Raw genomic sequence first — 24538 nt, forward strand, 5'->3', positions numbered from 1 at the left:
TTAATTAAACCTGATGCAGAAATGACACGCAGACCGGATACGGAACCGGAATGTCAGATTGAAGCAGAGTCAATTTGCCCGTTTCCGGGTCGCGTTCAAACAAAACCAGATTTCCCGTTTCTTCGTTTGACGCGACAAGGAATGTCTCGGAAGGGTCAAACGCGAAATCACGCGGCCAGTTGCCTTCTGTCGACACCCATTCAATAAGAGACAATTCGCCGGAATATTGGTTGATCTTATAGATGGCGATGCTGTCATGTCCGCGGTTGGCGGCATAAAGAAATCTGCCGTCTTTAGATATGCGGATCGCGCTGCCTTGCGATTTGTCCGTAAAGCCTTCAGGCAAAGCGGAAATGACCTGCAGCTCTCTGAATTCACCTAAGGTCGGGTTGTATTCAAGCGCGATGACTTCATTACTGATTTCCGTCATGACATAGGCGTATTTTTCCGCCGGATGGAAAACGATGTGGCGCGGCCCTGAACCCGGTGCGAAAGAGTGAGTTTTCACCTCTGTGAGCGAACCGTTTTTCATTTGGTAAGTATAAAGCGTATCCGTCCCTAAATCGACGGCTGCAATGTAGTTATGCTCAGGTGTATAGCCTGCGAAATGGGTATGCGGTTTCTCTTGTCTTTCATGAGGACCTGTTCCCGTATGAGCGGCTTCGGCAGCCGGCTCCCGCAGACTTCCGTCTTCATTGACGGGAAAGGCGTGCACTTTTCCGCTGTGGTAATTAGCGGTTAACACATATTCATGTTTATCATCAATGCTGACGTGGCATGGAGACGGGCCTTCAATCAGCTGGTGGTTTACAAAAGTTAATTCCCCGCTGTTCTGATGAATCTGATAGGCTGCGACGCCGCCTTTTCCGTCTGCCTTTTCAATGGAATACAGCATGCTGTTATCAGAATTCGGAGTGACGTATGTCGGGTTGCCGAGCTTTGCTGCCAGCTTCGGACGGCTGAGCCGTTTCGCTTCTGTATCAAGTTCAAAACAATAAATGCCTTCGCTTCCGCCTTTTGTATATGTTCCCGCGTATCCTATGTACTTAGCCATTCGGTTTCCCCCTTTAGAGTCTTGTCTTCTCTATATTAACGTATCTTGAAGGAAACTGCCTTGTAAATGTTTAAGATGTTCTGACAAGCGGCAAGGTGCAGCAGCGGAAGGAACCGCCTGATTTAATAATTTCGGAAAACTCGGTTTCAATGACTGTATAACCTCTTTTTCTGAGCTCGCGGTTCGTATGACGGTGCTGCGGCAGGCTGATAATTGTCTGATTGCCGAGTGACAGGATATTCGGACCGAGCGTGAATTGCTCTTCTTCAGGCACTTCTATCATCTCAAAACGTTCGGCCAGAAGATCAATTTCTTTCTGCCGCAAGCCATTTTTGCAGTATAGAGCCTCCGTTTCGGAGATCATATTAAATACACAGTCCAAATGTAAGAAATCTTCCTTGAGAGGGATCGGCACAACCGTCATCTCCGGCAGCGCCTCCCGCAGCTCCTGGACAGCCGCTTTATCCGTGCGCTTGCTCAGCCCGGCGTAAACGGTGCCGTCTGCGATCAAGATGTCGCCGCCTTCAATATTCGCTTTTTTCAGTCGCGTATAAGGGATTTTCTTATTGTCAAGCAGGTTTTGAAACACTTTTTCTTCTCCCTGCCGGACTGAAGCCGCCATGTTTGAAATAAACGCCGTCTCCCCTAAGACAAATCCGATATCCCGGGTGAATACCTGCTCAGGCAATGCGGGATCGGCAGGCAGCAGGACGACTTCAATCTGATGAGATCTTAAAATGTCAATAAACTCACTATGCTGTTTGAGGGCAACGGGTATGTTAACATTTTCTTGTTTGAAATGTTTCTGCGTTCCGTTAATAATATCCTTGATGGCCATGTGTTCCGGCCGGCATAAGATGACTGTCTGCAAAGCATCAAACTCATTGCGGCAAGCCGGTTTCCGCGTGGATTTGGGAATGGATACGTCCATGTGATATCCTCCTATCGGTATTCAATGTGCGTTTATTATTCCCGGATGTGATGAATAATAAAACATTTATGAGAGAATATCTAACCAACTTAATATTTAAAATTTTAGACAAAACGGTCAAAGTATTGTTTAATAGGGTACAGATGAATGAGTCAAAACGACCAGACACCAAAGGGGAGTTTAAATAATATGAAGTTGCCAGAATCAAGATTTTGCAAAGAAACAAGGGTTGTTAAAACAAGCAGGGTTTTTCCGCTTGATACGAATAATCACAATACGCTGTTTGGCGGAAAGCTGATGAGCTACATTGATGATATCGCTTCAATTTCCGCGGCACGCCACTGCCGGTGTGAAACAGTCACGGCCTCAATGGATTCTGTAGATTTTTTGCGCCCCATCGGCCAACAGGATTCCGTATGCCTTGAATCTTACGTCACATGGGTCGGCACATCGTCTATGGAGGTGTTTGTCAAAGTCATTAAAGAACATCTGATGACGGGCGAACGCGAGCTTGCGGCAACGTCGTTTCTGACCTTTGTCGCGCTTGATTCAAACGGGAAATCGGTACCCGTTCCGCGGATCGTGCCGGAAACTGAGGAAGAAATCATGCTTCACAATACGGCCGTTCAGCGCGCCGGAGAACGAAAAAACCGCTTAAAACACAGCAAGGCCCTGGCCGAGGCGCTCGGAACAAATAAACCTTGGTAATCGTCAAACCGCTTTTTTAAAAAGCGGTTTTTTTATGCTGAGAAAGGACTTTTCCTGCCGGATCCATAATCTATTACAGGGAAAGGAGACGTGGCGTGCATGATGAAACATAAGTCTTCCGGCACCATCCTGACAACCGGGCGTATCCGTCTGCGGACTATGCGGGATGACGATGAAGAAAATTTGTACGGGCTGTTTACCGACAGAGAGGTCATGAAATATTATCCTTCTCTTAAAAGCAGACGGGAAACGAAGGAATGGATTGCCTGGAACAAACGTTTGGCCGCAGGATACGGCGTCAGTCTTTGGATCGCAGAGGATAAAGAGACGGGCGCATTTCTCGGTCAATGCGGAATCGTTCCGCAGACGGTAAACGGAAACACTTTGATGGAAATCGGCTATATGTTTGCCCGCCGCCGCTGGGGCTACGGCTATGCGACAGAGGCGGCGAACGCCTGTCTGGACTACGGTTTTCATACGCAGCAATACGGACGCATAGCGGCGCTGATTGATCCGGAAAACGCTGCCTCCGTCCGTGTCGCGGAAAAAATCGGTATGGTGCCCGGTGAGACCGTTACCAAATGGGAGAGGCAGCTGACGGTTTTTGACATCACATCTGACGTTGAACGTTTCGGCGAAATGTAGTATGATACGAGCAGACATGTTTTCTAGGGTTCCGCATGTTCATACATGGCCTGGTCCGAGAGAAAACACATATGCGGACATATCCCGCATATGCACACGGAGGGAAAAAAGCCCGGGAGAGTCAATCTCATGTGAGACGACTATCCGGGCTTTTTTGTATTGTCCGGATACAGAAAGGGTGAAGAACATGAAATGGGGTTTAGTGGTCATAGCGGCCGTATTTGAAGTGGTATGGGTCACCGGCCTGAAACATGCTGATTCGGCACTGGCGTGGAGCGGCACGATTACGGGAATCATCATCAGTTTTTATCTATTAATCAAGGCGACAGACAGCCTGCCCGTAGGAACGGTATATGCGGTCTTTACCGGACTCGGGACAGCGGGCACCGTGCTCAGTGAAATCCTGCTTTTCAAAGAGCAGGCCGATCCGGTGAAAATCGTGCTGATCGGCGTTTTGCTGATCGGTGTCATCGGATTAAAGCTGGTCACACAGGATAAGCCTGAGACGAAGGAGGAGAAGGCGTAATGCATTGGATCAGCCTGATAGCCGCGGGTCTTTGTGAAATGCTCGGGGTCATTTTAATGAATCAATTTCAAAAAGAAAAGAAAGTCAAATGGATTCTTTTCATTATCGCCGGATTTGCGGCTTCTTTTTCCCTGCTTTCTTATGCGATGGAGACGATCGCGATGGGCACGGCCTATGCGATCTGGACCGGTATCGGCACGGCGGGCGGCGCATTAGCCGGCATTCTTTTCTACGGCGAGCAGAAGGATGCGAAGCGCATCTTTTTCATTGCGCTTATTTTATGCGCTGCCGTAGGGCTGAAAATTCTTTCGTAAATTGATTTTTATCAAATTTTCAGTATAATCTATAATAAGTTACGAATTATGAAGATACGAGGGATTAAAACAGATGAATTCATATATGACACAGCGGCTGAAAGAATACCGCCGCGGGAATGAGGAAAAAGGGCGCCTGCTTGTCAGCTGCCCCGATCAGCCGGGAATTGTATCGGCTGTGTCCGCGTTTTTGTTTGAACATGGCGCAAACATTATTGAATCAAATCAATACACGACTGACCCTGAAGGCGGACGGTTTTTTCTTAGGATCGAATTCGACTGCAAGGGCATTCGTGAGAAAAAAGAGGACTTACAGCAGGCGTTCGCCTCAATCGCCCAGACATTCGGCATGACATGGAGCCTGTCTCTGGCAAGTGAGCTGAAGCGGGTGGCGATCTTTGTATCGAAGGAGCTGCACTGCCTTCATGAACTGATTTGGGAATGGCAAAGCGGCAATATGATGGCCGAAATTGCGGTCGTCATCAGCAACCACGAAGAGGCCAAAGAAGTGGTCGAACCGCTGAATATTCCATTCCATTACATGAAAGCTAACAAAGACATCCGCGCCGAAGTGGAGCGGCGCCAGCTTGAGCTGCTGGAGCGGTATAAGATTGATGTGATCGTTCTTGCCCGCTACATGCAGATTTTGACGTCTGATTTTGTATCTGCCCATCCGAATCGGATTATTAACATCCACCATTCATTTCTGCCGGCCTTTATCGGCGCTAATCCGTATAAACGGGCTTATGAGCGCGGAGTGAAATTAATCGGCGCGACCTCTCACTATGTGACGGACGATCTTGACGAAGGGCCTATTATTGAACAGGATATTGAACGCGTCGATCACAGAGATCACGCAGAGGATCTGAAGAATATCGGCAGAACGATTGAGCGGAGCGTGTTGGCAAGAGCCGTAAAATGGCATCTGGAAGACCGCGTCATCGTTCACGGAAACAAAACGATCGTATTTAATTAATGACGGTCCGCCGGGGAGGCGGACTGTTTTTTATGGATGAAAATGTCTTGACAAGAACCTGTTTTCTTTGCATAATATAAAAAAATCATTGAGCGTTGAAGAGGATCAGTACGCAGAACTTTCTGTGACAGAGAGCAAAATGGCCCGCTGAAACATTTTGCCGCATGAAACCTGCCGAACCTGCCTTGGAGTCCTGAGGGGAAAACTCAGGCGCGATAACCTGGCGTTACAGGAAAGCGGGACGCGTGAAAAACGCGTTCAAACAAGGTGGTACCACGGAAAGCCCATTTCGTCCTTATTTTTCAGGACGGAATGGGCTTTTTTTATTGACGGGAGCCGGTTTGGATTGATTGCCACGGAGGAGAAACGATGAAAAAACAAAGAATTGTTGTGAAAATCGGGAGCAGCTCGCTCACCAACAGTAACGGAAGTATTGATGAAGCAAAAATCAAGGAACATACGGAAGCCATTTCTTTATTAAAAGAAAACGGGCATGAAGTGATCCTCATTACCTCAGGCGCGGTGGCAGCGGGTTTTTCCGCTCTCGGCTATCCGTCGCGACCCGTTACGATAAAAGGAAAGCAGGCAGCTGCCGCAGTCGGCCAGACGCTTTTAATGCAGCAATATATGGACCATTTAAAAAGATACGGTCTGACGCCGGCACAAATTTTATTAACAAGAAATGATTTCTCAAAAAGAGAGCGGTACAGAAATGCCTATGCCACTGTAATGGAACTGTTGGAGCGGGGAGTCGTGCCGATTATTAATGAAAATGATTCCACATCAGTCGAAGAGCTGACGTTCGGTGATAACGACATGCTGTCGGCGCTTGTAAGCGGTTTGATTCATGCAGACCAATTAATGATTCTCACAGACATTAACGGGCTGTACGATGCCAATCCGAATGAAAACCCGGACGCAAAGCGGTTCGACTATCTGAATGACATCACACCTGAATTGCTCGGATATGCCGGATCAGCAGGCTCAAAGGTCGGCACCGGAGGCATGAAGTCAAAACTTCTCGCCGCCCAGACCGCATTGTCGCTCGGGGTGAAGGTATTTATCGGAACCGGCTCCGGACGGGAAAAACTGATGGGAATTTTAGACGGAAAAGGCGACGGCACTTATATCGGCGATAAAGACCTGTCCTCAGTAAATAATACACGGCAATGGATCATGTTTCATTCTCCGATATCAGGGGAAATCATCATTGATGGGGGAGCGGAGCAGGCGATGATCCATAACGGGTCAAGTCTCCTCCCGGCCGGCGTCGCCGATGTCTGCGGCAGTTTTCCGAAAGGGGCCGTAGTGGAAGTCAAAGGGCCCGGCGGCATGATCGGCAAAGGGCAGACGCAGTACTCATCCGATGAAATTTTAGAAGTCAAAGGGAAGCGGAGCGACCAGCTTTCAGGAACGAAGCAGGTGGAAGTGATTCACAGAGATGATTGGGTGAATTTATTTGACGAGGGGGAACACAAATGAGTGAAGTATTGCAAAAAGCAGCCTTGGCAAAAGAAGCGGCTGCCGAAATGGTCATGAAAACGACGGCTGAAAAAAACGAAGCGCTCCAATGTATTGCAGACGGACTCAGAAATGAACGCCGGCTGATTTTAACAGAGAATCAGAAAGATATTGAAGCGGGACGGAACAGAGGACTGACACCTGACATTATTGACAGGCTGACTCTTGATGAAAAACGCCTGCTCGATATCGCGGACGCCGTGGAACTGCTGATCGGTCTTGAAGATCCCGTCGGTGAATCGCTGGAGACTATTCAAAAAGAGAATGGATTATCCATTGAAAAAATCCGCGTGCCCCTCGGAGTAGTGGGCATGATCTATGAGGCCAGACCGAACGTTACCGTAGACGCGGCCACACTCTGCCTGAAAACCGGAAACGCGGTTGTGCTCAGAGGAAGTTCTTCCGCCATCCACAGCAACATAGCGCTTGTCAGTGTGATGAAACGCGCTCTGGGGCTGTCAAAGCTTCCGATTGATGCCGTTCAGCTCATAGAAGATACAAGCAAAGAAACCGCCAAACAGCTCTTTACATTAAATGACGGGCTGGATGTATTGATCCCGCGCGGCGGTAAAAATTTAATTGATCTTGTGGTCAGGGAATCAACCGTACCCGTTTTAGAAACCGGAGCGGGCAATTGCCACGTGTACATAGATGAGTCAGCAGATCCTCAAATGGCAAGCGAGGTCGTCATCAATGCCAAAACACAGCGTCCTTCGGTCTGCAACGCGATTGAATCTCTTTTGATTCATGAAAAATGGGCCGAAGAACACGGGCGAAAGCTGCTGAATCAGCTGACAGAAAAAGGGGTGGAGCTCCGAGGAGACCAGGTGATTTGCAGACTGGAGCCTCAAGCGAAACAAGCAGAAGAAGCCGATTGGGGAGCGGAGTACCTGGCGCCGATTCTCAGTGTGAAAACGGTGCAGGACGTACAGGAGGCGGTCCGCCACATTCAGCAGTACGGCACAAACCATTCAGAAGCCATTCTGACGGAGAACGCCGAGCATGCGGCTTACTTCCAGACCGCCGTTGACGCCGCCGCCGTGTATCATAATGCTTCAACCCGGTTTACGGACGGTTTTGAATTCGGATACGGAGCCGAAATCGGCATCAGCACGCAAAAGCTTCACGCGAGAGGGCCGATGGGGCTTCCGGCGTTAACATCTACAAAAATCATCATCAAAGGAAACGGACAAATCCGCGTATAATCTTTTAAGCTTATCCTTCAAAAAGGGTAGGCTTTTTTTATGCGGAAAGATTGACGGTCTCTATTATATTGTGTAAAATTAAATTGTACACAATATAATAGAGGTGAATTCACATGACAAATCCATTATTTACTGCAACCGTATCAGCTGCCGGCGGACGTGAAGGGAAAGTTACGTCTTCTGACGGAGTGCTGAATCTTGATGTTGCCATGCCGGGAACGCCAAGAGCAAAAAAGCTCGAACATGCTACAAACCCTGAACAGCTGTTTGCCGCAGGATATTCAGCCTGCTTTGACAGCGCTCTTCAGCTCGTAGCGAGAAAAGAGCGTCTGAGTATTGAAACAGAGGTCACTGCGCATGTCAGTCTGCTGAAAGATGAAGCAGACCAAGGATATAAACTAGGCGTTACGCTTGAGGTCAAAGCATCCGGCATTGATAAACAGGAGCTTGAAGCCCTTATCCAAAAAGCGCACGGTGTCTGTCCGTATTCAAAAGCGACAGCGGGAAATATTGAAGTGAAGCTTCTGGCAGCAGAATAAAAATAAGGATGCCCATTCGGGGCATCCTTATTTTTTGCCGTGCAGCGTATTCAAAACCTCATAAAGCGACTGCTTTAACTGCTTTAATTCCTCTTTTGACCGTCCCGTCTGTTCCAGCATGGCAATGGGGATATCCGCCGCTGTTTTCTGCAAGGCCCGTCCTTCATCTGTGAGCCTGATCGTCACGGATCGCTCGTCTTCAGCCGACCGCTTTCTCATGATGATTCCGTGCTGCTCCATCCGTTTCAGCATCGGTGTCAGCGTTCCGGAATCCAGGTACAAAAGCTCACCCATCCGTTTCACATTCAGTTCTTCGTGCTCCCATAATAAAAGCAGCGCCAAATATTGGGGATAAGTTACGTTGAGCTTATCAAGCAGCGGTTTGTACCGTTTCGTCATTTCCCTTGAGCTTGCGTACAGCAAAAAACAAAGCTGATTCTCCAGTTTCATATGTTCAAAATCTTTTTCTGCCATTACTTCTTTCACCAACTCTTTGTTTGTTAACGTTACCCCTATTGTAGCCGAAAAACGGCCCATTTCCTATTCCAATCATGTTTAAAAATATGAGCAGGGGCAATATATACAGTAAGTACAATGAGGAGGCTGATAATAATGGCATTATTTACTGCAAAAGCGACCGCAGTCGGCGGACGAGCAGGACATATTAAATCCGAAGACGGGGTGCTGGATTTTGACATCATCATGCCGAATGCAAAAAAAGACGGAGAAACCGGCACAAACCCTGAACAGCTCTTTGCGGCAGGATATGCTGCCTGCTTCGGGGGAGCGCTTGAGCTCGCCGCCCAAAAACAAAAAATCGACATGACCTCTGAAATTGAAGGACAGGTCAGCCTTTTAAAAGATGAGAGTGACGGAGGTTACAAAATCGGCGTAACGCTCGTCATTGATACAAAAGATCTTGACAAAGAAACGGCGGAGAAGCTAGTGCACGCCGCTCACGAGTTCTGTCCGTATTCAAAAGCAACAAGAGGAAATGTAGACGTCAAACTTGAATTAAAATAATTCAACGAACGAATATCCCGGATTTTATATCCGGGATATTTTATTAACGAAAACATCAGTAATGATCTCTTCTCTCCCGGAATATGAATACGATATAGCACTTTTGCATAATGACACCAAGAGAAAAGAGGGAGAAATCGATGTCTCTTCCAAACATACCGAACATCACCCCCGACATTACACTCTCCAGATGTGAGACCCTGAACCTCCTTCTTTCATCCGTGGCTATGGAAGAAATCGGACTATCCCATATTCTGCAGGCGGAAGCGGAAAGGATTCAAATGTTTCTCGGCGCTTCCGGCGATCCCTCCTTGGAGGAATTGTCATCAATCAATAGAAGCACTGAACGGCTCCTGCGCACCGTCATGAAATCACAACTCCTTTTGCAGACGAAGCTTGAGGACATTATCTTCTTACAGGATTCTGAAGTCTGTATGGACCCGGACGACCCAAGCAATCCGAGTGATCCGGGCGATCCTGATGACCCGTGGAATCCGGATGATCCAAGTAATCCGAGTGATCCGGGCGATCCTGATGACCCGTGGAATCCGGACGACCCAAGCAATCCGAGTGATCCGGGCGATCCTGATGACCCGTGGAATCCAGACGATCCCAGTGATCCTGATGATCCGTGTGACGGCCTGTTTTACGGCCGCATTAGCTGCTGTGAGTGCGGGGATTGTGAGGACTGCGGTTGGAAGAAAAAAGGCGGGGATCGTTCATAAAAAAAGAGACGGGTGAAGCACATGCCGTATCCAAGCATCTCAAAAGCGAAACAGGCATCTTTTGAAGCCATGCATTGTCTCACGATGGCGCTGTTACATATATTATCTGTGACCGTGGATAAAAGAAGGGGTTCAAATTACAAAGAAGAAATCAGGCTGTTCTCCGCATTGTGCCGCTGGCAGATGGAAACAGGCGGCCGTCTGTTTTTAATGATCAGCTTGGAAGAAGAGCAGAAGCAGATGTATGAGCGGCACTTTCTTGAAATGAAGACAGTTACGGAACGAACGAAAAAATTCATTTCTGAAAGCCCGCGCGAATTCCGGGCGCATCCGATTACGAAGCGGGCTGTCAGGCAGCTTCAGGAATGGAATACGGAAACTGCCGAACCTGCCGTCAGATGGGTGCGGCCTGTCATCATCACGATGAACGGCACTCCTGAACGGCCTTGGTTCAATCAACAACTCCAACATCGGGAAAGGTGAGAAAATGAGCGGAAATGCTGAATGTAAACTGACTCTTTGCATGATTGTGAAAAACGAGGAGAGATACATCTCCCGTTGTTTATCAAGTGTACAAGACATCGCTGATGAGATCGTCATCGCAGACACCGGATCACAAGATAATACAAAAGATATCTGCAAAAGCTTTCAGGCAAGAGTGTTTGATTTCGAATGGGAGAATGATTTCGCAAAGGCCAGAAATTACGCCCTGCAGCATGCCGAAGGAGATTGGATTTTAGTGCTTGACGCGGATGAAGAGCTCGATCAGGAGACGGGCCGTTTTTTAACTTCGCTGCTTCATGACGGATTACCGAGCCGGGGCCTTTTGAAAATCATCAATTATACGGGGAAGCAGCTCGATGAAAACGAAGCGTTTGAAAGCATGCAGCCGAGACTGTTCCGCAATCATAAAGGCCTTCTGTATCAAGGCAGAATTCACGAGAATATCTCGGCTTCCAATGAGGAAGAAAACAATGCTTTTTTCACGCTCCCATGTGTGATTCATCACTACGGCTACTTGGAGCAGGAAGAAAAGATCAAGCAAAAACATAAACGGAATATCAGCATTTTAAATGAAGAGCTTTCAGAGGAAAATCCTGATCCGTGGCTTGTCTATCATTTGGCAAGTGAATGCTACAGAATCAAAGACTATGAAAAAGCATTACATCTTGTCAACGGCTCAATTTTTCAATTTTTAAGCGAAAAACGAATGCCTCCGTCTCTCCTGTATTATTTGAAATATACAATATTGCTTGAGCTCAAACGGTATGAAGAAGCCGAACAAGGGATTGAAAAAGTGCTCAAGCTATATCCTGATTACAGCAATCTTCATTATTATAAAGGCCTTGTATTATATCATTTGGAAAAGTACAGAGCGGCAATCAAAGCATTTGAATACGGAACGCAGGTTGAAGGAGAAAACGCTGATCACTTCATTTTAAAAGGTGCCGCCGATTTCAGAGCCTTTTATTATATGGCGAAATGCCATGCTGCATTAAACCATGATATGACGGCCATCGCTTACGCCAAAAAATCCGTGAAGTTCAATCCTCAATTTAAACCCGCGAAAGAACTTCTGTCTCAATTAAAAAAGGATCAGCGGACAAACGCCTGATCCTTTTTTTGCATGTTCCATTAAGATAATCGAATAATGTTTAAAGCTGCACCGACGCTTCCTCCAAGCAATGTGGCCGCACCCAATAATCCGAACAGCTGAAGCTGGATGGTGCTGCCTGCTGGCAAAGTCACAATAAAGGAGTTATTAAAGTTTGCCAAAGACGCGACCGGGGCGATAATCGAACTTGCAGGAGGAGTGCCGTTGATTAAAATACGCGAACTTACAAGCAAGCCGGCCGTTAAATTAATATGGTAGGAAATATAGTACCGTCCCGCCGGAGCAACGGTAAATATGGTATTTGCGGCATTAGCCGTAATATCTGCCGAAAGGTTTTGTTCATTCGGTAAGGAAATGGTCGTGCCGCCGACAATAACTGCGACAACACCGCCGCCCGTATTGCTCGCATAGCCGGAAGTTGCTGTCAGACTTGTTCCGGTGCTTCCGGTCGGCCCGGTACCGCCAGTAGCGCCGGTGCTTCCCGCCGCAGCTAAAAGTGTATAGTCAGCTGAGGCTCCAGGGGTTCCCGCCGGGCTGTTTACGTTGGCGACGTAAGAGCTTCCGTTATACAAGACAACCTGTCCGGTTGTGTAAGTGGGGGCAATCAGCGGATTAAAAGCAACAATCCCTTGAAGGCCCGCACCGGTGACCCCCGTAGGTCCGATCGATCCGGTTGGCCCCGTCGCTCCGGCCGGTCCGATTGCTCCCGTAGGTCCCGTCGGCCCCGTAGCACCAGTCGGTCCCGCCAGTGTAGGGATATTTGAGATACTGTCCAATTTTGAACCGAGAAGAAGCTCCTGTTTCATTAAGCTGTCAAGCGTATCCCGGACGCTCTCATTCAGGTTAAGAATATCCGCAAGACTTGACGGGGGCCCTGTTAATCCGGGAATCGCTCCGAGCGCGTATTGGATTTTTTCACCTTCCGCATTCAGAATGTGTGCCATTCCCAGCTCTTCCATAGCAATTGACGAAAGAAGAAGGTTAATGGTATCGTCTCTGGAAAGTGTAACGACAGGGGTGATATTGGGCAAATTAGGCTGTGACACAATGTCCCTCCTTATGAGTTGGCTGAAAATCATTTTATTACGAACAAAGTTCCCCGAAATGAGCGAAAGCAGTACTGTATCAGTATATTCAAGCAGTACTGTATCAGTATATTCACGGATTCTGTCCAAGTTTCTGAATGGTTTTCCTTTATAAACCAATTGAGCGGGTTATACCGCTGTTTTTGATTTCATCATATATGAAGGAAATACTTTAAATATAGAGAAAATACATCGCACAGCATTCGCAAATCGGTCAAAATGACAGCGGGACATGTGATCGTCTATAAAGCGATGGCTATATATCTTGTGCGTTTCCTGCAAAAACTCTCTTTTTCATTTCAAGTTTTCTGTATAAAAGGGCGAGAAGCATGGATGGGATCGTACAAACAATCATTCCGATAAAGGCATACCGGGGTTCAATTTCATATAAAAAACCTCCGAAAATAGTAAATACCGCAGTGCTCCAGCTGAGAGCAAGCGCTGAATATATGCCTTGGGCTTTCGGAATTTGCGCGGGTGAAATATTTTTAATTAAGTATTTCATAAATGCATAGTGTCCCATCGCGAATGAACAGGCATGCAGCGTCTGCGCAATACAGAAAATGATGACATGCGGAAAGGCAAATACGAGTATCCAGCGTACGGTAGCACCAAGCGCCGCTAGGGCGAGCAAAGAGCCTGCCGTAAATTGATGAAAGTATCGGTCAGCGATTGCAAAGAAGATAATCTCCGCGATAACGGCGATGTTGATAATGATTCCGATGGCATATGCGGGGGCATCGATTTCCTGCAAAAAGAGATAGCCGTAATTGTAATAAGACGCATGTGCCGCCTGCAGTAAGATAACGATTGCGAGCACCAGACCGAAATATTTGATGCGGAATAAAGCAAACATGCCCTCTTTTCTTGCGCTGTCTGTTTCCGGCCGTTTTGAAAGAACAGCTGGCGCATGCATAAAGCTGAGGCATGCGAATATCAGGGTGCCCAAAAGCAGTGCCCATAAAATCGCTTGATCTCCGAATATACCTGTAAAGACGGACAGGATGACGCCGGCTGAAACAAAACCCGCGGACCCCCACTGCCGGCTTGTCCCATAGGCCTTTAATTCGTTATGCTGTACAAGGACGCCGCAAGCGCTGTCTAAAGCAGGCATTAAAGCAGGATAAAACACATGCAGCACTAATGTGACAAGAAGCAGGCTTTGAAAAGAATCAGCGGGAATATAACATAAAAGTGCGAGAAACGTCCCGATTCTGGCGCCGTTTAATAAGGCTTTGCTGCTGAATTTTCCTGATAAATAAGGAAAGAAAAATAATGTGGAAATCCCTCTTGCCGCCAAGCCCAGGCTCATAATAAAACTGGCTTCGGATACGGAAACCCCTTTTATATGCACCATCCATCCCGTCCAATAGGGCAGAAAAACACCCCATGTCATAAAGAAACTAAAAAAATGCAGACTCATCCAGCGATATGCTTTCATTCCCGTTCCTCCTTTAATTGGCATGTTATCATGTAAAGACATAAAGACAATATGAGATATCTCATATTTTTGGGGTGGACGATGGAAATTTATAAAGGCGAGAAAAAGCGGCATCAGTTAAAAAAACACTCAATCGCGCATTTATTCTCTTTCCCCGCTGAAGAGTTTATGGAAGTGCGCGAATATGAGCGGGACGAATGGATTATTCAAGAGGGCAGGAGGCCTGACTTCCTGTTTTACGTGATTGAAGGAAAAGCGAAAATATATGTAACCCACCAAAACGGGAAAGTTTCTTTAATTAATTTTATCAACAAAAATGATTACATCGGAGAGATGGAACTATTACATGAAGTGTATTACACAAAAGGAATTCAAGCCTCAGCGAAGACTGTTTGTTTTGCTCTGCCTATTTACCGCTGCCGCGCGCAATTGCTGCAGGATGCGAAATTCCTGCGTGAGTTGGCTAAGTTTCTAAGTGCTAAGGCAACGCTTATGGCTTCGAAATATTCACAAAGTCTGGCGTTCCCGCTTGAATACCGGCTGGCTGATTTTATTTTGCAGACGGCTTATGAAGGGGTTTATAAAGAGAAGCACGTAACGGTCTGTGATTATTTGGGTGTATCTTACCGTCATCTCTTGCATGTGCTGACGCAATTCTGCCAAAAAGGGTATTTGCAAAAAGAAGGGCGGGGCTATCAAATTAAGCAGCATGATTCACTAAGTGAACTTGCGAAGGCGCTGAAGAATAAATAGCACGCCCAGAAAAAACAGCCACCCGCGATTTGCGGATGGCTGTTCTTTTTTTATACAAGCTGAGCTTGTTTTTTTCGTGCCTGTTTCGCGGCGTCGACCATATTTTTTAATGCCGCAACGGTTTCTTCCTGCTGTCTTGTTTTCAGTCCGCAGTCCGGGTTTACCCAGAAGCGGTCAGTCGGACACACTTCAAGCGCGTCATCAATAATTTGATAGATTTCTTCAGTTGCCGGCACACGCGGGCTGTGAATGTCGTAAACACCGAGTCCGAGGCCTTTCACGTAAGGATGTTCTTTCAAGTATTCTAAAAATCCTCCGTGGCTTCTGCTGTGTTCGATTGTAATGACATCTGCGTCAAGATCATTGATCGTATCTACGATATCTTCAAAGTTGCTGTAACACATATGCGTATGAATCTGCGTCTCATTTTGCACAGAAGACGTCGTTAACCGGAATGCTTCTGCGGCCCAAGTTAAATATTCATCCCAATCCTGCGTTTTTAACGGCAGTCCTTCGCGGAGCGCGGGTTCATCTACTTGGATAATCTGAATACCGGCATCTTCAAGCGCTTTTACTTCTTTTCTGAGGGCAAGCCCGATCTGGAAGGCGATTTCTTTTCTTGAAATATCCACACGCGGGAATGACCAGTTTAAGATAGTGACAGGTCCCGTCAGCATGCCTTTCATGTGTTTTTCCGTCAGCGATTGGGCGTAGACCGTATCTTTTACCGTCATCGGTTCGATAAATTCGACATCTCCGAAAATGACAGGCGGACGTACGCAGCGTGAACCGTAAGACTGCACCCATGCATATTTCGTAAAGGCGAATCCGGCCAGTTTTTCACCGAAGTATTCGACCATGTCCGTCCGCTCGAATTCTCCGTGAACGAGCACGTCTAAGCCGATTTCTTCCTGAATGTCAACCCAGCGCTTCGTTTCCGCATTAATAAAGGCTTGGTACTGTTCATCCGTCCAATCTTTTTTCCGCCATTTTTGCCGTGCGCTCCGCACCTCGGCAGATTGAGGGAAGCTTCCGATTGTCGTCGTCGGCAGAAGAGGAAGACCGAGTGATTCATTCTGCAGCGCCAATCGTTCTTCAAAGCTTGCCGGACGGGAGAAATCTTTTTCCGTCAGCTGATTCAGCTCTTCTTTTTGAGCTGAGTTCGCTCCTGTTGCGAATGCTTTTAAAGCCTTAAGTGCCGCTTTTGATTCTTCGATCTGCTCACTGACGGCCGCTTTGCCGGACAGAAGCCCTTCTTTTAAGACGCCGAGTTCCGCCAGTTTTTCTTTAGCGTATGACAGGCCGTTCAGCAAATCCTTTTCAAGATGCTCGTCAGGGTGTTTCGCCACCGGCACGTGCAGAAGGCTGCTTGAAGGCTGAATCCATAACTCCTCAACATCAGCGTGGCTGAGGATATCCAGAGCCGCGTCAAGGCGTTCTTCAACATCGATTTTCCAAATGTTGCGGCCGTCGACCACACCGGCTGCCAGCACTTTATCTTTCGGGAAGCCGTGCTTTTTCAGCTGATCAAGGTTTCTGCCTTTATCATGCACGAAGTCAAGCCCGATTCCCTGTACGGGATAAGAAACGAGTTCTTCATATGCATCAACCGAATCAAAGTATGTCTGCAGGAGGACATTCAGCCCTGAAAGCTCTTTTGTGATCGCTTCATAGAGTTCTTTTGCGGCACGGACGTCTTCAGAAGAAGCTGTCACAAGGGCCGGCTCATCGATCTGAACCCATTTTACGCCTTCAGCTTCAAGTTCTTTCAGCAGCTGCACATAAAGAGGAACAAGGCGTTTTTGAATCGCTTTCGCTTCTGATTCTTCGTATCCTTTCGCAAGCGTGACAAATGTATACGGACCGACGATGACAGGTTTTGTTTCCGCTCCGAATTCTTCTTTGATCCGGCGGTAGTCGTCAAGCTGTTTGTTTCTCGTCAGACGGAATTCAATGCTTTCGTCATATTCAGGGACGATGTAATGGTAGTTGGTATTAAACCATTTCGTCATTTCACTGGAAACGGCGTCTTTTACACCGCGGGCAATCGCAAAGTATGTATCAACGGGATCCGTGATGCTGCGGAATCTTTTCGGAATCCAGTTAAAGCTGACGGCTGTATCAAGCACATGGTCATAATGGGTAAAATCAGAGACCGGCACGATATCGATATGTTGGTCAAGCTGTGTTTTGACAGCTGATAAGAATAAACCGTCAAGCTCTTTAAGAAACGTTTCTTTATCAGTTTTACCTTTCCAATAAGCCTCAAGCGCTTTTTTCCATTCTCTGTTCAAGCCGATTCTCGGAAAACCGAGGTTCGAAGTTTTGATTGTTGTCATTAAGTTTCCTCCTTTAAGTGAGATGTAACAAAAAAGCCTCTTTCTCATGAGAGAAAGAGGCTTTAACTTCAAAATGCAAGCCTCTCTTATCTCTCAGATCACGTCTGATGGAATTAGCACCGTGCCTTATGAGACAGTCGTCTCGGCGCAAAAATCACGCGCCCCATTTCACAATGGAATTACGGTCGGTTGCTGTTGGGGTCAAAAGGCCAATCCCTCGCCCAACTCTCGATAAGAGAAAATATTTCAATTTTTTTGAAAAGTTACATCATTTGTTGGTTATCTTATCAGTTTATTCAGATCACTGTCAATAGAAAATCTCACATTTTAAAAATTGGTGATGTGACAAGCTGATCAATCATTATATGAGAAAAATATCAGAAAGACAGCAGCTGTGCCTGTTCGGCTCTTTCCATCAGTACTTCAGGTGCGTCTAAATACAGAAATCCGTTCCCGGCTAATGTTTTGGCGATGTCCAAAGGAAGGGTCCGCCGCACGAGCTGGGCGTAGACTTCAGCCTCAGAAAGCGTCCGCTGAAACGCGTCCTGTTCAAGCCCTTTTATTAAGGCAAGCGCTCCGCTCACATGCGGGGCGGCCATTGAAGTGCCCGTCAGTTTCCCGTATTTATGGTTGGGAAGGGTGGAGAGAATATTTTCTCCCGGAGCCACCAGGTCAATCTCTTTGTTGGCGTTTGAAAATTCAGACGATTTACGGGCGATTGAGACTGATCCGACTGCGATCACTTCGTTGTAAGCGGCCGGATACGACAGTTCCTCTGTACGCTCGTCTCCGTCGCCTTCGTTTCCTGCCGCGCAAACGACCAGAACACCGCTTTTTACCGCATTTGCGACGGCTTCTTTCAATTCTGGCACATCGCTTGGCCCGCCGAGTGACATGGAAATGATATCGGCCTTTTGTTCAACGGCGTAGTTGATGCCGTTAATGATCCATTCGTATTTGCCGCTGCCGTTTTGACCGCCGAGAACTTTAACGATTAAAAGGCTTGCTTCCGGCGCGACACCCGAAATTCCGCCGTTTGAATCATTGGCGGCAATCGTTCCGGAAACGTGTGTCCCGTGTCCGTTATAATCGGAAATCGCGTCTTCTTTGCCTTCGTCATCATCGGTGAAGTTTTTCCCGCCGACAATCCGGTCTTTCAAATCAGGATGATTGATGTCGCAGCCTGTGTCAAGCACCGCGATTTTAATATCCTTGCCTTTAAACCCTTTTGCCCACAACTCTGGCGCCTTAATCACTTTAATACCCTCTGGAAGCTCGTTCACCTCCATGATCTGTTCATCCGTGACATAAGGAATCAAATGCATTTCACCATTCATAAAAAAGCCCTCCTTTTTTATGCTTGCGAGTGGATACAAGGGTGTTGCTACTATTTTATGGCAGAGCATGCCGGCCGGAAAGAGTCATTTGAAGCATTTTCATAAAAAAGGCGTAATCTATCGTACTAAAAAATTTCAAATAAATGGATAGTTTAACAGCTTTTATTTTCATTCATGATCCGCTGACGCTATAATTGGAAATGGGAAAGGAGAAGAGATATGAAGATAAGTGAAGCATTGTACAACTATTTTTCAGAACAAGTGGATCAAATTGCGAAAGAGTGGATCGAAACGATGGAAGATTCGGATCCGAATTCGATTTATTCTTTGACAAATCCCGTCATCACAGAAGAACTGACGGAGCAGGATAAAGAATTTTACCGGCATATTAATAAAATGTATATCATGCCGGAAAAAGAATTTTTAGAAGAGTTCGAGCGGTGGGTGATTGAGCTTGCGAAAGACCAGAAGCATCTGGATACTCCCGTCCAGTATGTGGTCCGTGAATTCATGAGAAACCGGAGACTATACGTCAGTTATTATAATGCGTTTGCCGATAAACATGAATCTTCGTTTGCACAGGGGGAAAGGAAGAAATGGGAGAATTTAATTGTACAAGTATTTGATTTTACGATTTACACGTTTGTCGATCATGCCGAGCATAACTCAAAAATGCAGCTGAATGCGCAAAGAGAAATGATTTTGGAGTTAAGCTCGCCGGTTATCACGCTGAGCAAACGGACGGCGCTGCTGCCGCTTGTCGGCGATATTGACACGGAGCGCGCCAAATTCATTCTTGAAAATACGCTGAGCACATGTGCAAAACGGCTGATTGAACATCTGTTAATTGACCTGTCGGGTGTAGTGGTTGTCGATACGATGGTGGCGCATCAGATTTTTAAATTAGTTGAGGCGCTGAAATTGATCGGCGTTACGTCCACTTTATCCGGAATCAGGCCGGAAATCGCTCAAACCGCCGTACAGCTCGGCATTAATTTCTCAGATATTACGATCAAGTCCAATCTCGCTCAGGCTCTCAATTATCATCAATAACATACATAACAAAACAGGCTGCCGAATCACTCCGGCGGCCTGTTTTTATACAAACAACAATGAAATGAGCCAGCTTGCGCCGAATAACAGAAGCACGAGCAGGAAAAAGCACCAGTCGGCGCGGCGCACGGTAACAGTTCTGTAAAACGTGCGGTTTCGGCTCCCCGTAAAGCCTTTAGATTCCATCGCGATCGCCGTGCGTTCCGCCTTTCTGATTGCGCCTGCCAATAGCGGAATGGTGAAGCGCCTGAAGGCGGAGAGCTTTCCTTTCAGCCCGGAATCAGACGCCGCGCCCCTGATTCTGTGCGCCTGCCGGATAATCAGGATTTCATCTTTCAGAAGAGGGAGAAACCGGAACCCCGCGATAACGCCGTATGCAAGCTTGGGCGGCAGCTTACACTGCTGAATCAGACTGAGCATGAACAGAATCGGATCGGTTGTGAAAAGAAACATCATCGACAAAGCGGAAAAACATAAAATACGAAACGCGATAGAAATCCCGAGCGCCGCGTTATCACTGTTGACGGCAATCGGCCCGAGCTTAAACAGCAGATTGCTTCCGGTTGTCGGGACGTTTCCGAATACGGCGGCTGTCCATAAAGAACCGAAGGCCAGAATGACAAACGGAATCGTGAACAGCAGCCATTTTTTCAGCGGCACACGCCCCGCCGAGAGGACGCCTCCCGCAATGATGATATAAAACAAAGCAGGGGTGTACGGATTATAAATAAACGACAGCATAATGACGCATAACAATACAGCCGCCGCCTTTATTGACGGGTTAACAGCCTCCAGCCGCAAGTTCATTTCTCCGCCTCCTGTCGTGTTTCATCCATTCATACCGCAGCGGCAAAGCCAAATGCGCCTGCTCGGCGATCCCGGTGTTATCAGAAAATAAAGCGTCGGGAGTTCCCCGGAATACCAGTTTCGTGCCGCAGAGCACAAGGATCGTGTCGGCATAATCTGAGACGAGTTCCATATCGTGTGTCACCATCAAAACAGCCGTTCCTTCCTTTTGAATCTCACGGAGCATTTGCATACACTCCCGCGCCGTTTTGGCATCCTGTCCGAAAGTCGGTTCATCAAGCATCAAAACGTTCACATTGTGCATAAGCATCGTTGCGACGCTGAGCCGGCGTTTTTGTCCTTGGCTTAAAGAAAACGGATGCTGTGAGGCATGGCGTCTCAGGCCGAATCGGGTTAACAGCTGAAGAGCTTTCTCCTTTGCGGCTCTGCTGCTTTCAAAACCGAACATCAGCTCTTGAATGACGGAATCTGTGACAAACTGGTGTTCAGGATTTTGGAAAACATATCCGATCAGCCGCCGCAGCTCTTTTTCAGAATAGGAATCAATCGGTCTGCCGTCTATTTTGATGTCTCCGCCCAGCGGACGGATGAGCTTGGCCGCGGCAGAAAGGAGCGTTGTTTTTCCTGTTCCGTTAGGGCCGGCAATCGCGGTGATTGAACCTTTTTTTACGGAAAAGCTCACATCTTGAAAAATGACGTCTGCCCCTCTTGAGAATGACAGCTCGTGAACGCTCAGCGCGTCTTCTGCCGAAAGTGCGGCGGGCCGGGGTTCGGGCAGAGACGGTACAGATTCTTGAAACAGCTTTTCTTTACACAATGTAAAAGGAATGCTGACGTGCTCCTGCAATGAGATCACACGCGGAATCGGAATGCCGAGCTCTATCAGCTCTTCAATCTTTGTTTCAAAGATAACGTCCGTCTCTCCGTCCATCACCTTCTGACCCGTTTCGTCAAGGACAATCGTCCTGTCCATCCACGGCGCCCAATGATCAAGCTGATGTTCGATAACGAGAAGGCCGAAGCCTTTTTTTGCTTGAAGATCTTTGATCAGCCGCACTAATTCACGTGCGGAATATGGATCAAGCTGTGCCGTCGGTTCGTCCAAAATAATGAGTTCCGGTTCCATCGCAATGATACAGGCAAGCGCCACTTTTTGTTTTGAACCGCCTGACAGCGAAGCGATCGTTCGCGTTTTCAGATGAGTGATCTCTAATTTTTCTAAAACGTCATCGATGATTGCGTCCATATCTTCTTTTGTATATTGCAAATTTTCCAGGCCGAAGGCGATTTCATCTTCAACCGTCAGCATGCAAAACTGCTGGTCCGGATCTTGAAACACGACGCCGATGGCTCTGGCGGCGGGCTCTGTCAGATGTGAAAGAGGTGTTCCGTATAAAGAAACGGTTCCCGATTGAACCCCATCGCATGCTTCCGGGTACAGACCGTTTAAACAGAGAGCGAGCGAGCTTTTGCCGCATCCGCTCGGCCCGAGCAATAAAGCCCGCTCTCCTTTCCGGAGCTGAAAGGACACGTTTTGAAGAATCGGCTTTTCATCCTGATCATAAGAAAAGGTAAGACGGCCGGCCGATAGAAGGGGATCAGATACCTGCATCTTGGTTCACCTGTTTCTTTTTCTTCTTGAATTGTTTTCCGAGCGCCATGCCGTTCAGCACTCCTGTGTAAGCCAGCGCATCACTGATTGCTTTGCCGAGAAGGCCGGCAAGAAGCGCACCTGAGACCAGACGGATGAGAAGCATGACGGCTAATAAACCCGGATTCAAAACAGAGTATCCCGAAACGAACAAGTCATAAATGAAGCTCGTCACAGAAGACCCCATACCGGATAAAAGAAGCACGGGCAGGGTATACACCCGCCAGCGTGTCGCTAAAAAGACCGCTTCCGCACCAATTCCCTGTGCGATCCCGATCAGAATCACCATCGGTCCTGACGGATTTCCGAGTAAGCACTCCACAAACGCGGCGATGATTTCAGAAACGAGAGCCGCTCCCGGTTTTTGAATAATGTACGCGGCAATCACCGAGACGATAAACCAGATACCGTAAATCGGTTCGTAGCTCATCCGGCCGAAAAACCCTGCCGCTATATTGCTTGCATGAGTTGATACTAAATAAATGACAGCAAATACAACACTGATGACGGACATGACGACAATTTCTCTCATTTTCCAATTTTTCATTGTGATCTCCTGCTTTCTTATCGGATAGTGGTATGTATGAAAGAGATGATTTTACAGGCGGTTTATATTCAGTTTCATATTGCGGTGTCCTCCCCCGTTTTTTAATGAAAAATAAAAAACTGCATATCCGAGGGAATATGCAGCAGCAGAACGAAAACGCATGGGGAAAAAACCTGCGCTCCGGTCAATCTGCACTTCCCCACGCTGGTATTATCCAGATCGGGTTATAAGGGATCAAAACACGCCTGCCGCATGTTTTATCTCAGCCGATAACAGCACCCCTAGTGCGTTTCCTATACAGTTTTTTATGATGACATCATCATAGTTGATCATGTCTGATTTGTAAACAGCCTTTCTCCGAACAGAGTTTGGAATCGGACCGGATGATCATTCATAAAGATAAGAAGAGCCCTTTTGATCAAAAGGAAACGGAGGACATCTATGTTTGTTCATACAGTGCAGTCTGGTGACTCGTTATTTTCCATCAGCAGAAAGTACGGATTCCCTGTTGACAGCATCAGAAGTGTCAACGGGCTTGAGGAAACGAATATCGTTCCGGGGCAGGCGCTTTTAATCCCTCTTAATGAATATACGGTTCAGCCGAATGATACGTATGCCGTTATCGCAGGTAAGGCTTATGTGCCGCAGATGCAGCTGATGCAGGCAAACCCGGATATTCCGCCGAACCGGCTGCGGGCGGGTATAAAAGTGAAGATCCCTGATATCTCTAACTATCTTGCGGGAACCCTGCAATTTTATGTCATTCGGACGCCTGAAGCGGATAGAGAGCTAATTAATGATTTTGCGCCGTATTCTTCGGCGATTTCTTTGTTTGAATATCATTTTGGCCCGAATGGAGATATCATTAACGATTTAAACGACAGAACCGCAATAGAAACCACATGGCAGAACAGAGTGCGCCCGCTTGCCGTCATTACGAATCTGACAGAAGGGGGATTCAGTCCGGAATTAGCCCATCAAGTGCTGCAAAATCCGACGGCAAGAACGAATCTCGTCAACAATATCGTCTCCTTAACCGTAAGAAAGGGATACGGCGGTGTAAATATCGATTTTGAACGGATCAGAGAAGCTGACAGGGACCTCTTCACAGGATTTCTCCGGCAGTTAAAAACCCGGCTTTCGGAGCATCAGCTCGCGTTAACGATATCGGTTCCGGCAAAAACAAGTGATGCAGTGCCGTGGCTGAGGGGATATGATTACGGCGGAATCGGAGCCGTCGTCGATTATATGTTCATTATGGCGTACGACTGGCACCACGCCGGCAGTGAGCCGGGACCCGTGGCGCCTTTGACAGAGGTCAGGCAAACGATCAATTTTGCCATCAGCAGGGTGCCGAGAAGAAAAGTGATTCTCGGTGTTCCGCTGTACGGGTATGATTGGGTGATTCCGTACCGTCCGGGAACGATCGGATCCGCCATCTCCAATCAGCGCGCCATGGAAACGGCCATGAAGCATCAATCAGTGATCCGTTATTCCCAGCAGGAGCGTTCCCCTTACTTCCGGTATACTGATGAAAATGGAAGAACGCATGAAGTGTGGTTTGAGGATGTGCGGAGCATGAGTGAAAAAATGGTTCTCGTTCGGGAGTTCGGACTGCAGGCGATCGGCGCGTGGCAATTAACGCTCGGTTTCAAACCGGGCCCGTGGCTGCTTAGGAACTTTTTCACGATCCGAAAAATATAGCTGCATGTCCCGCTCCGCAAGTGATTTTTTTCCTATGAT

General features: G+C 47.4%; 25 protein-coding genes and 3 riboswitches. Of the genes, 15 read left to right on the forward strand and 10 right to left on the reverse strand.

The features are described 5' to 3' along the window. Positions 1-4: 4 nt before the first annotated feature. Together NYE68_RS07325 and NYE68_RS07330 are read right to left on the reverse strand one after the other, a co-directional pair. Positions 5-1054, reverse strand: coding sequence for a lactonase family protein (locus tag NYE68_RS07325; protein ID WP_031378799.1), 1050 nt, complete (start codon positions 1052-1054; stop codon positions 5-7). Positions 1055-1124: 70 nt separating this feature from the next. Next, positions 1125-1985, reverse strand: a complete 861-nt coding sequence (locus NYE68_RS07330) for a dimethylarginine dimethylaminohydrolase family protein (protein ID WP_254003680.1) — start codon at positions 1983-1985, stop codon at positions 1125-1127. A gap of 189 nt (positions 1986-2174) precedes the next feature. Here NYE68_RS07330 and NYE68_RS07335 point away from each other — a divergent pair, with 189 nt between their 5' ends. The 8 genes from NYE68_RS07335 (at position 2175) to NYE68_RS07370 (ending at position 8419) form a co-directional block, all read left to right on the forward strand. Beyond that, positions 2175-2693, forward strand: a complete 519-nt coding sequence (locus NYE68_RS07335) for an acyl-CoA thioesterase (RefSeq protein ID WP_007407238.1) — start codon at positions 2175-2177, stop codon at positions 2691-2693. 99 nt (positions 2694-2792) lie between these two features. Beyond that, complete coding sequence (locus tag NYE68_RS07340; RefSeq protein ID WP_101311930.1) at positions 2793-3338, forward strand: GNAT family N-acetyltransferase; 546 nt, start codon at positions 2793-2795, stop codon at positions 3336-3338. A gap of 12 nt (positions 3339-3350) precedes the next feature. Further along, positions 3351-3459, forward strand: a riboswitch (guanidine-I (ykkC/yxkD leader). Positions 3460-3525: 66 nt separating this feature from the next. Next, positions 3526-3864 (forward strand): multidrug efflux SMR transporter, encoded by a 339-nt coding sequence (locus NYE68_RS07345; RefSeq protein ID WP_007407236.1) that lies wholly within the window; start codon positions 3526-3528, stop codon positions 3862-3864. Next, on the forward strand, positions 3864-4178 hold the full coding sequence (locus NYE68_RS07350; protein ID WP_007407235.1) for a multidrug efflux SMR transporter: 315 nt from the start codon (positions 3864-3866) through the stop codon (positions 4176-4178). The genes NYE68_RS07345 and NYE68_RS07350 overlap by 1 nt, the downstream gene beginning before the upstream one ends. Positions 4179-4251: 73 nt before the next feature. Further along, on the forward strand, positions 4252-5154 hold the full coding sequence (gene purU / locus NYE68_RS07355; RefSeq protein ID WP_007407234.1) for a formyltetrahydrofolate deformylase: 903 nt from the start codon (positions 4252-4254) through the stop codon (positions 5152-5154). A 369-nt stretch (positions 5155-5523) separates the two neighbouring features. Beyond that, on the forward strand, positions 5524-6636 hold the full coding sequence (gene proB, locus NYE68_RS07360) for a glutamate 5-kinase (protein WP_095352200.1): 1113 nt from the start codon (positions 5524-5526) through the stop codon (positions 6634-6636). Next, the gene (gene proA, locus NYE68_RS07365; RefSeq protein ID WP_012117384.1) at positions 6633-7880 is read left to right on the forward strand and encodes a glutamate-5-semialdehyde dehydrogenase; all 1248 of its coding nucleotides are present in this window, start codon (positions 6633-6635) and stop codon (positions 7878-7880) included. The genes proB and proA overlap by 4 nt, the downstream gene beginning before the upstream one ends. 113 nt (positions 7881-7993) lie before the next feature. After that, the gene (locus tag NYE68_RS07370; RefSeq protein ID WP_039251715.1) at positions 7994-8419 is read left to right on the forward strand and encodes an organic hydroperoxide resistance protein; all 426 of its coding nucleotides are present in this window, start codon (positions 7994-7996) and stop codon (positions 8417-8419) included. A 27-nt stretch (positions 8420-8446) separates the two neighbouring features. On the opposite strand, the gene NYE68_RS07375 is transcribed toward NYE68_RS07370, so the two are convergent. After that, a complete protein-coding gene (locus NYE68_RS07375; RefSeq protein ID WP_015417314.1) occupies positions 8447-8956 on the reverse strand; it encodes a MarR family transcriptional regulator in 510 nt (169 codons plus the stop codon). 75 nt (positions 8957-9031) lie between these two features. Between NYE68_RS07375 and NYE68_RS07380 the strand changes: the two genes are divergently transcribed. From NYE68_RS07380 to NYE68_RS07395, 4 genes are all read left to right on the forward strand, one after another. Beyond that, complete coding sequence (locus NYE68_RS07380) at positions 9032-9442, forward strand: organic hydroperoxide resistance protein (RefSeq protein WP_015417315.1); 411 nt, start codon at positions 9032-9034, stop codon at positions 9440-9442. A 140-nt stretch (positions 9443-9582) separates the two neighbouring features. Beyond that, complete coding sequence (locus NYE68_RS07385) at positions 9583-10167, forward strand: hypothetical protein (protein ID WP_342494075.1); 585 nt, start codon at positions 9583-9585, stop codon at positions 10165-10167. Between the two features lie 21 nt (positions 10168-10188). Next, a complete protein-coding gene (locus NYE68_RS07390; RefSeq protein ID WP_032866098.1) occupies positions 10189-10650 on the forward strand; it encodes a hypothetical protein in 462 nt (153 codons plus the stop codon). A 4-nt stretch (positions 10651-10654) separates the two neighbouring features. Continuing rightward, positions 10655-11782 (forward strand): glycosyltransferase, encoded by a 1128-nt coding sequence (locus NYE68_RS07395; RefSeq protein ID WP_020955708.1) that lies wholly within the window; start codon positions 10655-10657, stop codon positions 11780-11782. 20 nt (positions 11783-11802) lie between these two features. Here NYE68_RS07395 and NYE68_RS07400 read toward each other — a convergent pair whose 3' ends face one another. Then, positions 11803-12828: a hypothetical protein gene (locus NYE68_RS07400; RefSeq protein WP_064107718.1), complete on the reverse strand. Its 1026-nt coding sequence runs from the start codon at positions 12826-12828 to the stop codon at positions 11803-11805. A 295-nt stretch (positions 12829-13123) separates the two neighbouring features. Beyond that, positions 13124-14308 carry an MFS transporter gene (locus NYE68_RS07405; protein ID WP_015417320.1) on the reverse strand — a complete coding sequence of 395 codons (1185 nt, stop codon included), beginning with the start codon at positions 14306-14308 and terminating at the stop codon, positions 13124-13126. Between the two features lie 81 nt (positions 14309-14389). Here NYE68_RS07405 and yeiL point away from each other — a divergent pair, with 81 nt between their 5' ends. Next, entirely contained in the window at positions 14390-15061 is a 672-nt protein-coding gene (gene yeiL, locus NYE68_RS07410) for a transcriptional regulator YeiL (protein WP_039251696.1), read from the forward strand. A gap of 50 nt (positions 15062-15111) precedes the next feature. Here the strand turns inward: yeiL and metE are convergent, their stop codons facing one another. Both metE and NYE68_RS07420 read right to left on the reverse strand, forming a co-directional pair. Then, positions 15112-17400 carry a 5-methyltetrahydropteroyltriglutamate--homocysteine S-methyltransferase gene (gene metE / locus NYE68_RS07415; protein ID WP_324635922.1) on the reverse strand — a complete coding sequence of 763 codons (2289 nt, stop codon included), beginning with the start codon at positions 17398-17400 and terminating at the stop codon, positions 15112-15114. A gap of 83 nt (positions 17401-17483) precedes the next feature. Next, a riboswitch (SAM riboswitch) is annotated at positions 17484-17638 on the reverse strand. Between the two features lie 139 nt (positions 17639-17777). Next, entirely contained in the window at positions 17778-18737 is a 960-nt protein-coding gene (locus tag NYE68_RS07420; protein ID WP_042635138.1) for a S8 family peptidase, read from the reverse strand. Between the two features lie 219 nt (positions 18738-18956). On the opposite strand from NYE68_RS07420, the gene NYE68_RS07425 reads away from it, so the two are divergent. Beyond that, positions 18957-19790: an STAS domain-containing protein gene (locus NYE68_RS07425; protein ID WP_095352195.1), complete on the forward strand. Its 834-nt coding sequence runs from the start codon at positions 18957-18959 to the stop codon at positions 19788-19790. Positions 19791-19835: 45 nt separating this feature from the next. Here the strand turns inward: NYE68_RS07425 and NYE68_RS07430 are convergent, their stop codons facing one another. Genes NYE68_RS07430 through NYE68_RS07440 form a run of 3 tightly spaced genes read right to left on the reverse strand, consistent with a single transcriptional unit; the run spans position 19836 to position 22795 of the window. Next, positions 19836-20597 (reverse strand): energy-coupling factor transporter transmembrane component T, encoded by a 762-nt coding sequence (locus tag NYE68_RS07430; RefSeq protein ID WP_022553447.1) that lies wholly within the window; start codon positions 20595-20597, stop codon positions 19836-19838. Continuing rightward, positions 20572-22209: an energy-coupling factor transporter ATPase gene (locus tag NYE68_RS07435; RefSeq protein WP_324635921.1), complete on the reverse strand. Its 1638-nt coding sequence runs from the start codon at positions 22207-22209 to the stop codon at positions 20572-20574. The genes NYE68_RS07430 and NYE68_RS07435 overlap by 26 nt, the downstream gene beginning before the upstream one ends. After that, positions 22196-22795: an ECF transporter S component gene (locus NYE68_RS07440; RefSeq protein WP_003154744.1), complete on the reverse strand. Its 600-nt coding sequence runs from the start codon at positions 22793-22795 to the stop codon at positions 22196-22198. The genes NYE68_RS07435 and NYE68_RS07440 overlap by 14 nt, the downstream gene beginning before the upstream one ends. A 179-nt stretch (positions 22796-22974) precedes the next feature. After that, positions 22975-23088: riboswitch (TPP riboswitch) on the reverse strand. A 148-nt stretch (positions 23089-23236) separates the two neighbouring features. Between NYE68_RS07440 and NYE68_RS07445 the strand changes: the two genes are divergently transcribed. Next, a complete protein-coding gene (locus tag NYE68_RS07445) occupies positions 23237-24499 on the forward strand; it encodes a glycoside hydrolase family 18 protein (protein WP_095352191.1) in 1263 nt (420 codons plus the stop codon). The last annotated feature ends 39 nt before the right edge of the window (positions 24500-24538 follow it).

It is taken from the genome of Bacillus sp. FSL R5-0447, assembly GCF_038606125.1.
In the GTDB taxonomy this organism is placed as follows: domain Bacteria; phylum Bacillota; class Bacilli; order Bacillales; family Bacillaceae; genus Bacillus; species Bacillus velezensis.

What these genes read in the sequence shown, in the direction of transcription:
- NYE68_RS07325 (WP_031378799.1), bottom strand. Translation starts at nt 1,054, where the DNA reads ATGGCTAAGTACATAGGATACGCGGGAACATATACAAAAGGCGGAAGC.
- NYE68_RS07330 (WP_254003680.1), bottom strand. Translation starts at nt 1,985, where the DNA reads ATGGACGTATCCATTCCCAAATCCACGCGGAAACCGGCTTGCCGCAAT.
- NYE68_RS07335 (WP_007407238.1), top strand. Translation starts at nt 2,175, where the DNA reads ATGAAGTTGCCAGAATCAAGATTTTGCAAAGAAACAAGGGTTGTTAAA.
- NYE68_RS07340 (WP_101311930.1), top strand. Translation starts at nt 2,793, where the DNA reads ATGATGAAACATAAGTCTTCCGGCACCATCCTGACAACCGGGCGTATC.
- NYE68_RS07345 (WP_007407236.1), top strand. Translation starts at nt 3,526, where the DNA reads ATGAAATGGGGTTTAGTGGTCATAGCGGCCGTATTTGAAGTGGTATGG.
- NYE68_RS07350 (WP_007407235.1), top strand. Translation starts at nt 3,864, where the DNA reads ATGCATTGGATCAGCCTGATAGCCGCGGGTCTTTGTGAAATGCTCGGG.
- purU (WP_007407234.1), top strand. Translation starts at nt 4,252, where the DNA reads ATGAATTCATATATGACACAGCGGCTGAAAGAATACCGCCGCGGGAAT.
- proB (WP_095352200.1), top strand. Translation starts at nt 5,524, where the DNA reads ATGAAAAAACAAAGAATTGTTGTGAAAATCGGGAGCAGCTCGCTCACC.
- proA (WP_012117384.1), top strand. Translation starts at nt 6,633, where the DNA reads ATGAGTGAAGTATTGCAAAAAGCAGCCTTGGCAAAAGAAGCGGCTGCC.
- NYE68_RS07370 (WP_039251715.1), top strand. Translation starts at nt 7,994, where the DNA reads ATGACAAATCCATTATTTACTGCAACCGTATCAGCTGCCGGCGGACGT.
- NYE68_RS07375 (WP_015417314.1), bottom strand. Translation starts at nt 8,956, where the DNA reads ATGGGCCGTTTTTCGGCTACAATAGGGGTAACGTTAACAAACAAAGAG.
- NYE68_RS07380 (WP_015417315.1), top strand. Translation starts at nt 9,032, where the DNA reads ATGGCATTATTTACTGCAAAAGCGACCGCAGTCGGCGGACGAGCAGGA.
- NYE68_RS07385 (WP_342494075.1), top strand. Translation starts at nt 9,583, where the DNA reads ATGTCTCTTCCAAACATACCGAACATCACCCCCGACATTACACTCTCC.
- NYE68_RS07390 (WP_032866098.1), top strand. Translation starts at nt 10,189, where the DNA reads ATGCCGTATCCAAGCATCTCAAAAGCGAAACAGGCATCTTTTGAAGCC.
- NYE68_RS07395 (WP_020955708.1), top strand. Translation starts at nt 10,655, where the DNA reads ATGAGCGGAAATGCTGAATGTAAACTGACTCTTTGCATGATTGTGAAA.
- NYE68_RS07405 (WP_015417320.1), bottom strand. Translation starts at nt 14,308, where the DNA reads ATGAAAGCATATCGCTGGATGAGTCTGCATTTTTTTAGTTTCTTTATG.
- yeiL (WP_039251696.1), top strand. Translation starts at nt 14,390, where the DNA reads ATGGAAATTTATAAAGGCGAGAAAAAGCGGCATCAGTTAAAAAAACAC.
- metE (WP_324635922.1), bottom strand. Translation starts at nt 17,400, where the DNA reads ATGACAACAATCAAAACTTCGAACCTCGGTTTTCCGAGAATCGGCTTG.
- NYE68_RS07420 (WP_042635138.1), bottom strand. Translation starts at nt 18,737, where the DNA reads ATGAATGGTGAAATGCATTTGATTCCTTATGTCACGGATGAACAGATC.
- NYE68_RS07425 (WP_095352195.1), top strand. Translation starts at nt 18,957, where the DNA reads ATGAAGATAAGTGAAGCATTGTACAACTATTTTTCAGAACAAGTGGAT.
- NYE68_RS07430 (WP_022553447.1), bottom strand. Translation starts at nt 20,597, where the DNA reads ATGAACTTGCGGCTGGAGGCTGTTAACCCGTCAATAAAGGCGGCGGCT.
- NYE68_RS07435 (WP_324635921.1), bottom strand. Translation starts at nt 22,209, where the DNA reads ATGCAGGTATCTGATCCCCTTCTATCGGCCGGCCGTCTTACCTTTTCT.
- NYE68_RS07440 (WP_003154744.1), bottom strand. Translation starts at nt 22,795, where the DNA reads ATGAAAAATTGGAAAATGAGAGAAATTGTCGTCATGTCCGTCATCAGT.
- NYE68_RS07445 (WP_095352191.1), top strand. Translation starts at nt 23,237, where the DNA reads ATGTTTGTTCATACAGTGCAGTCTGGTGACTCGTTATTTTCCATCAGC.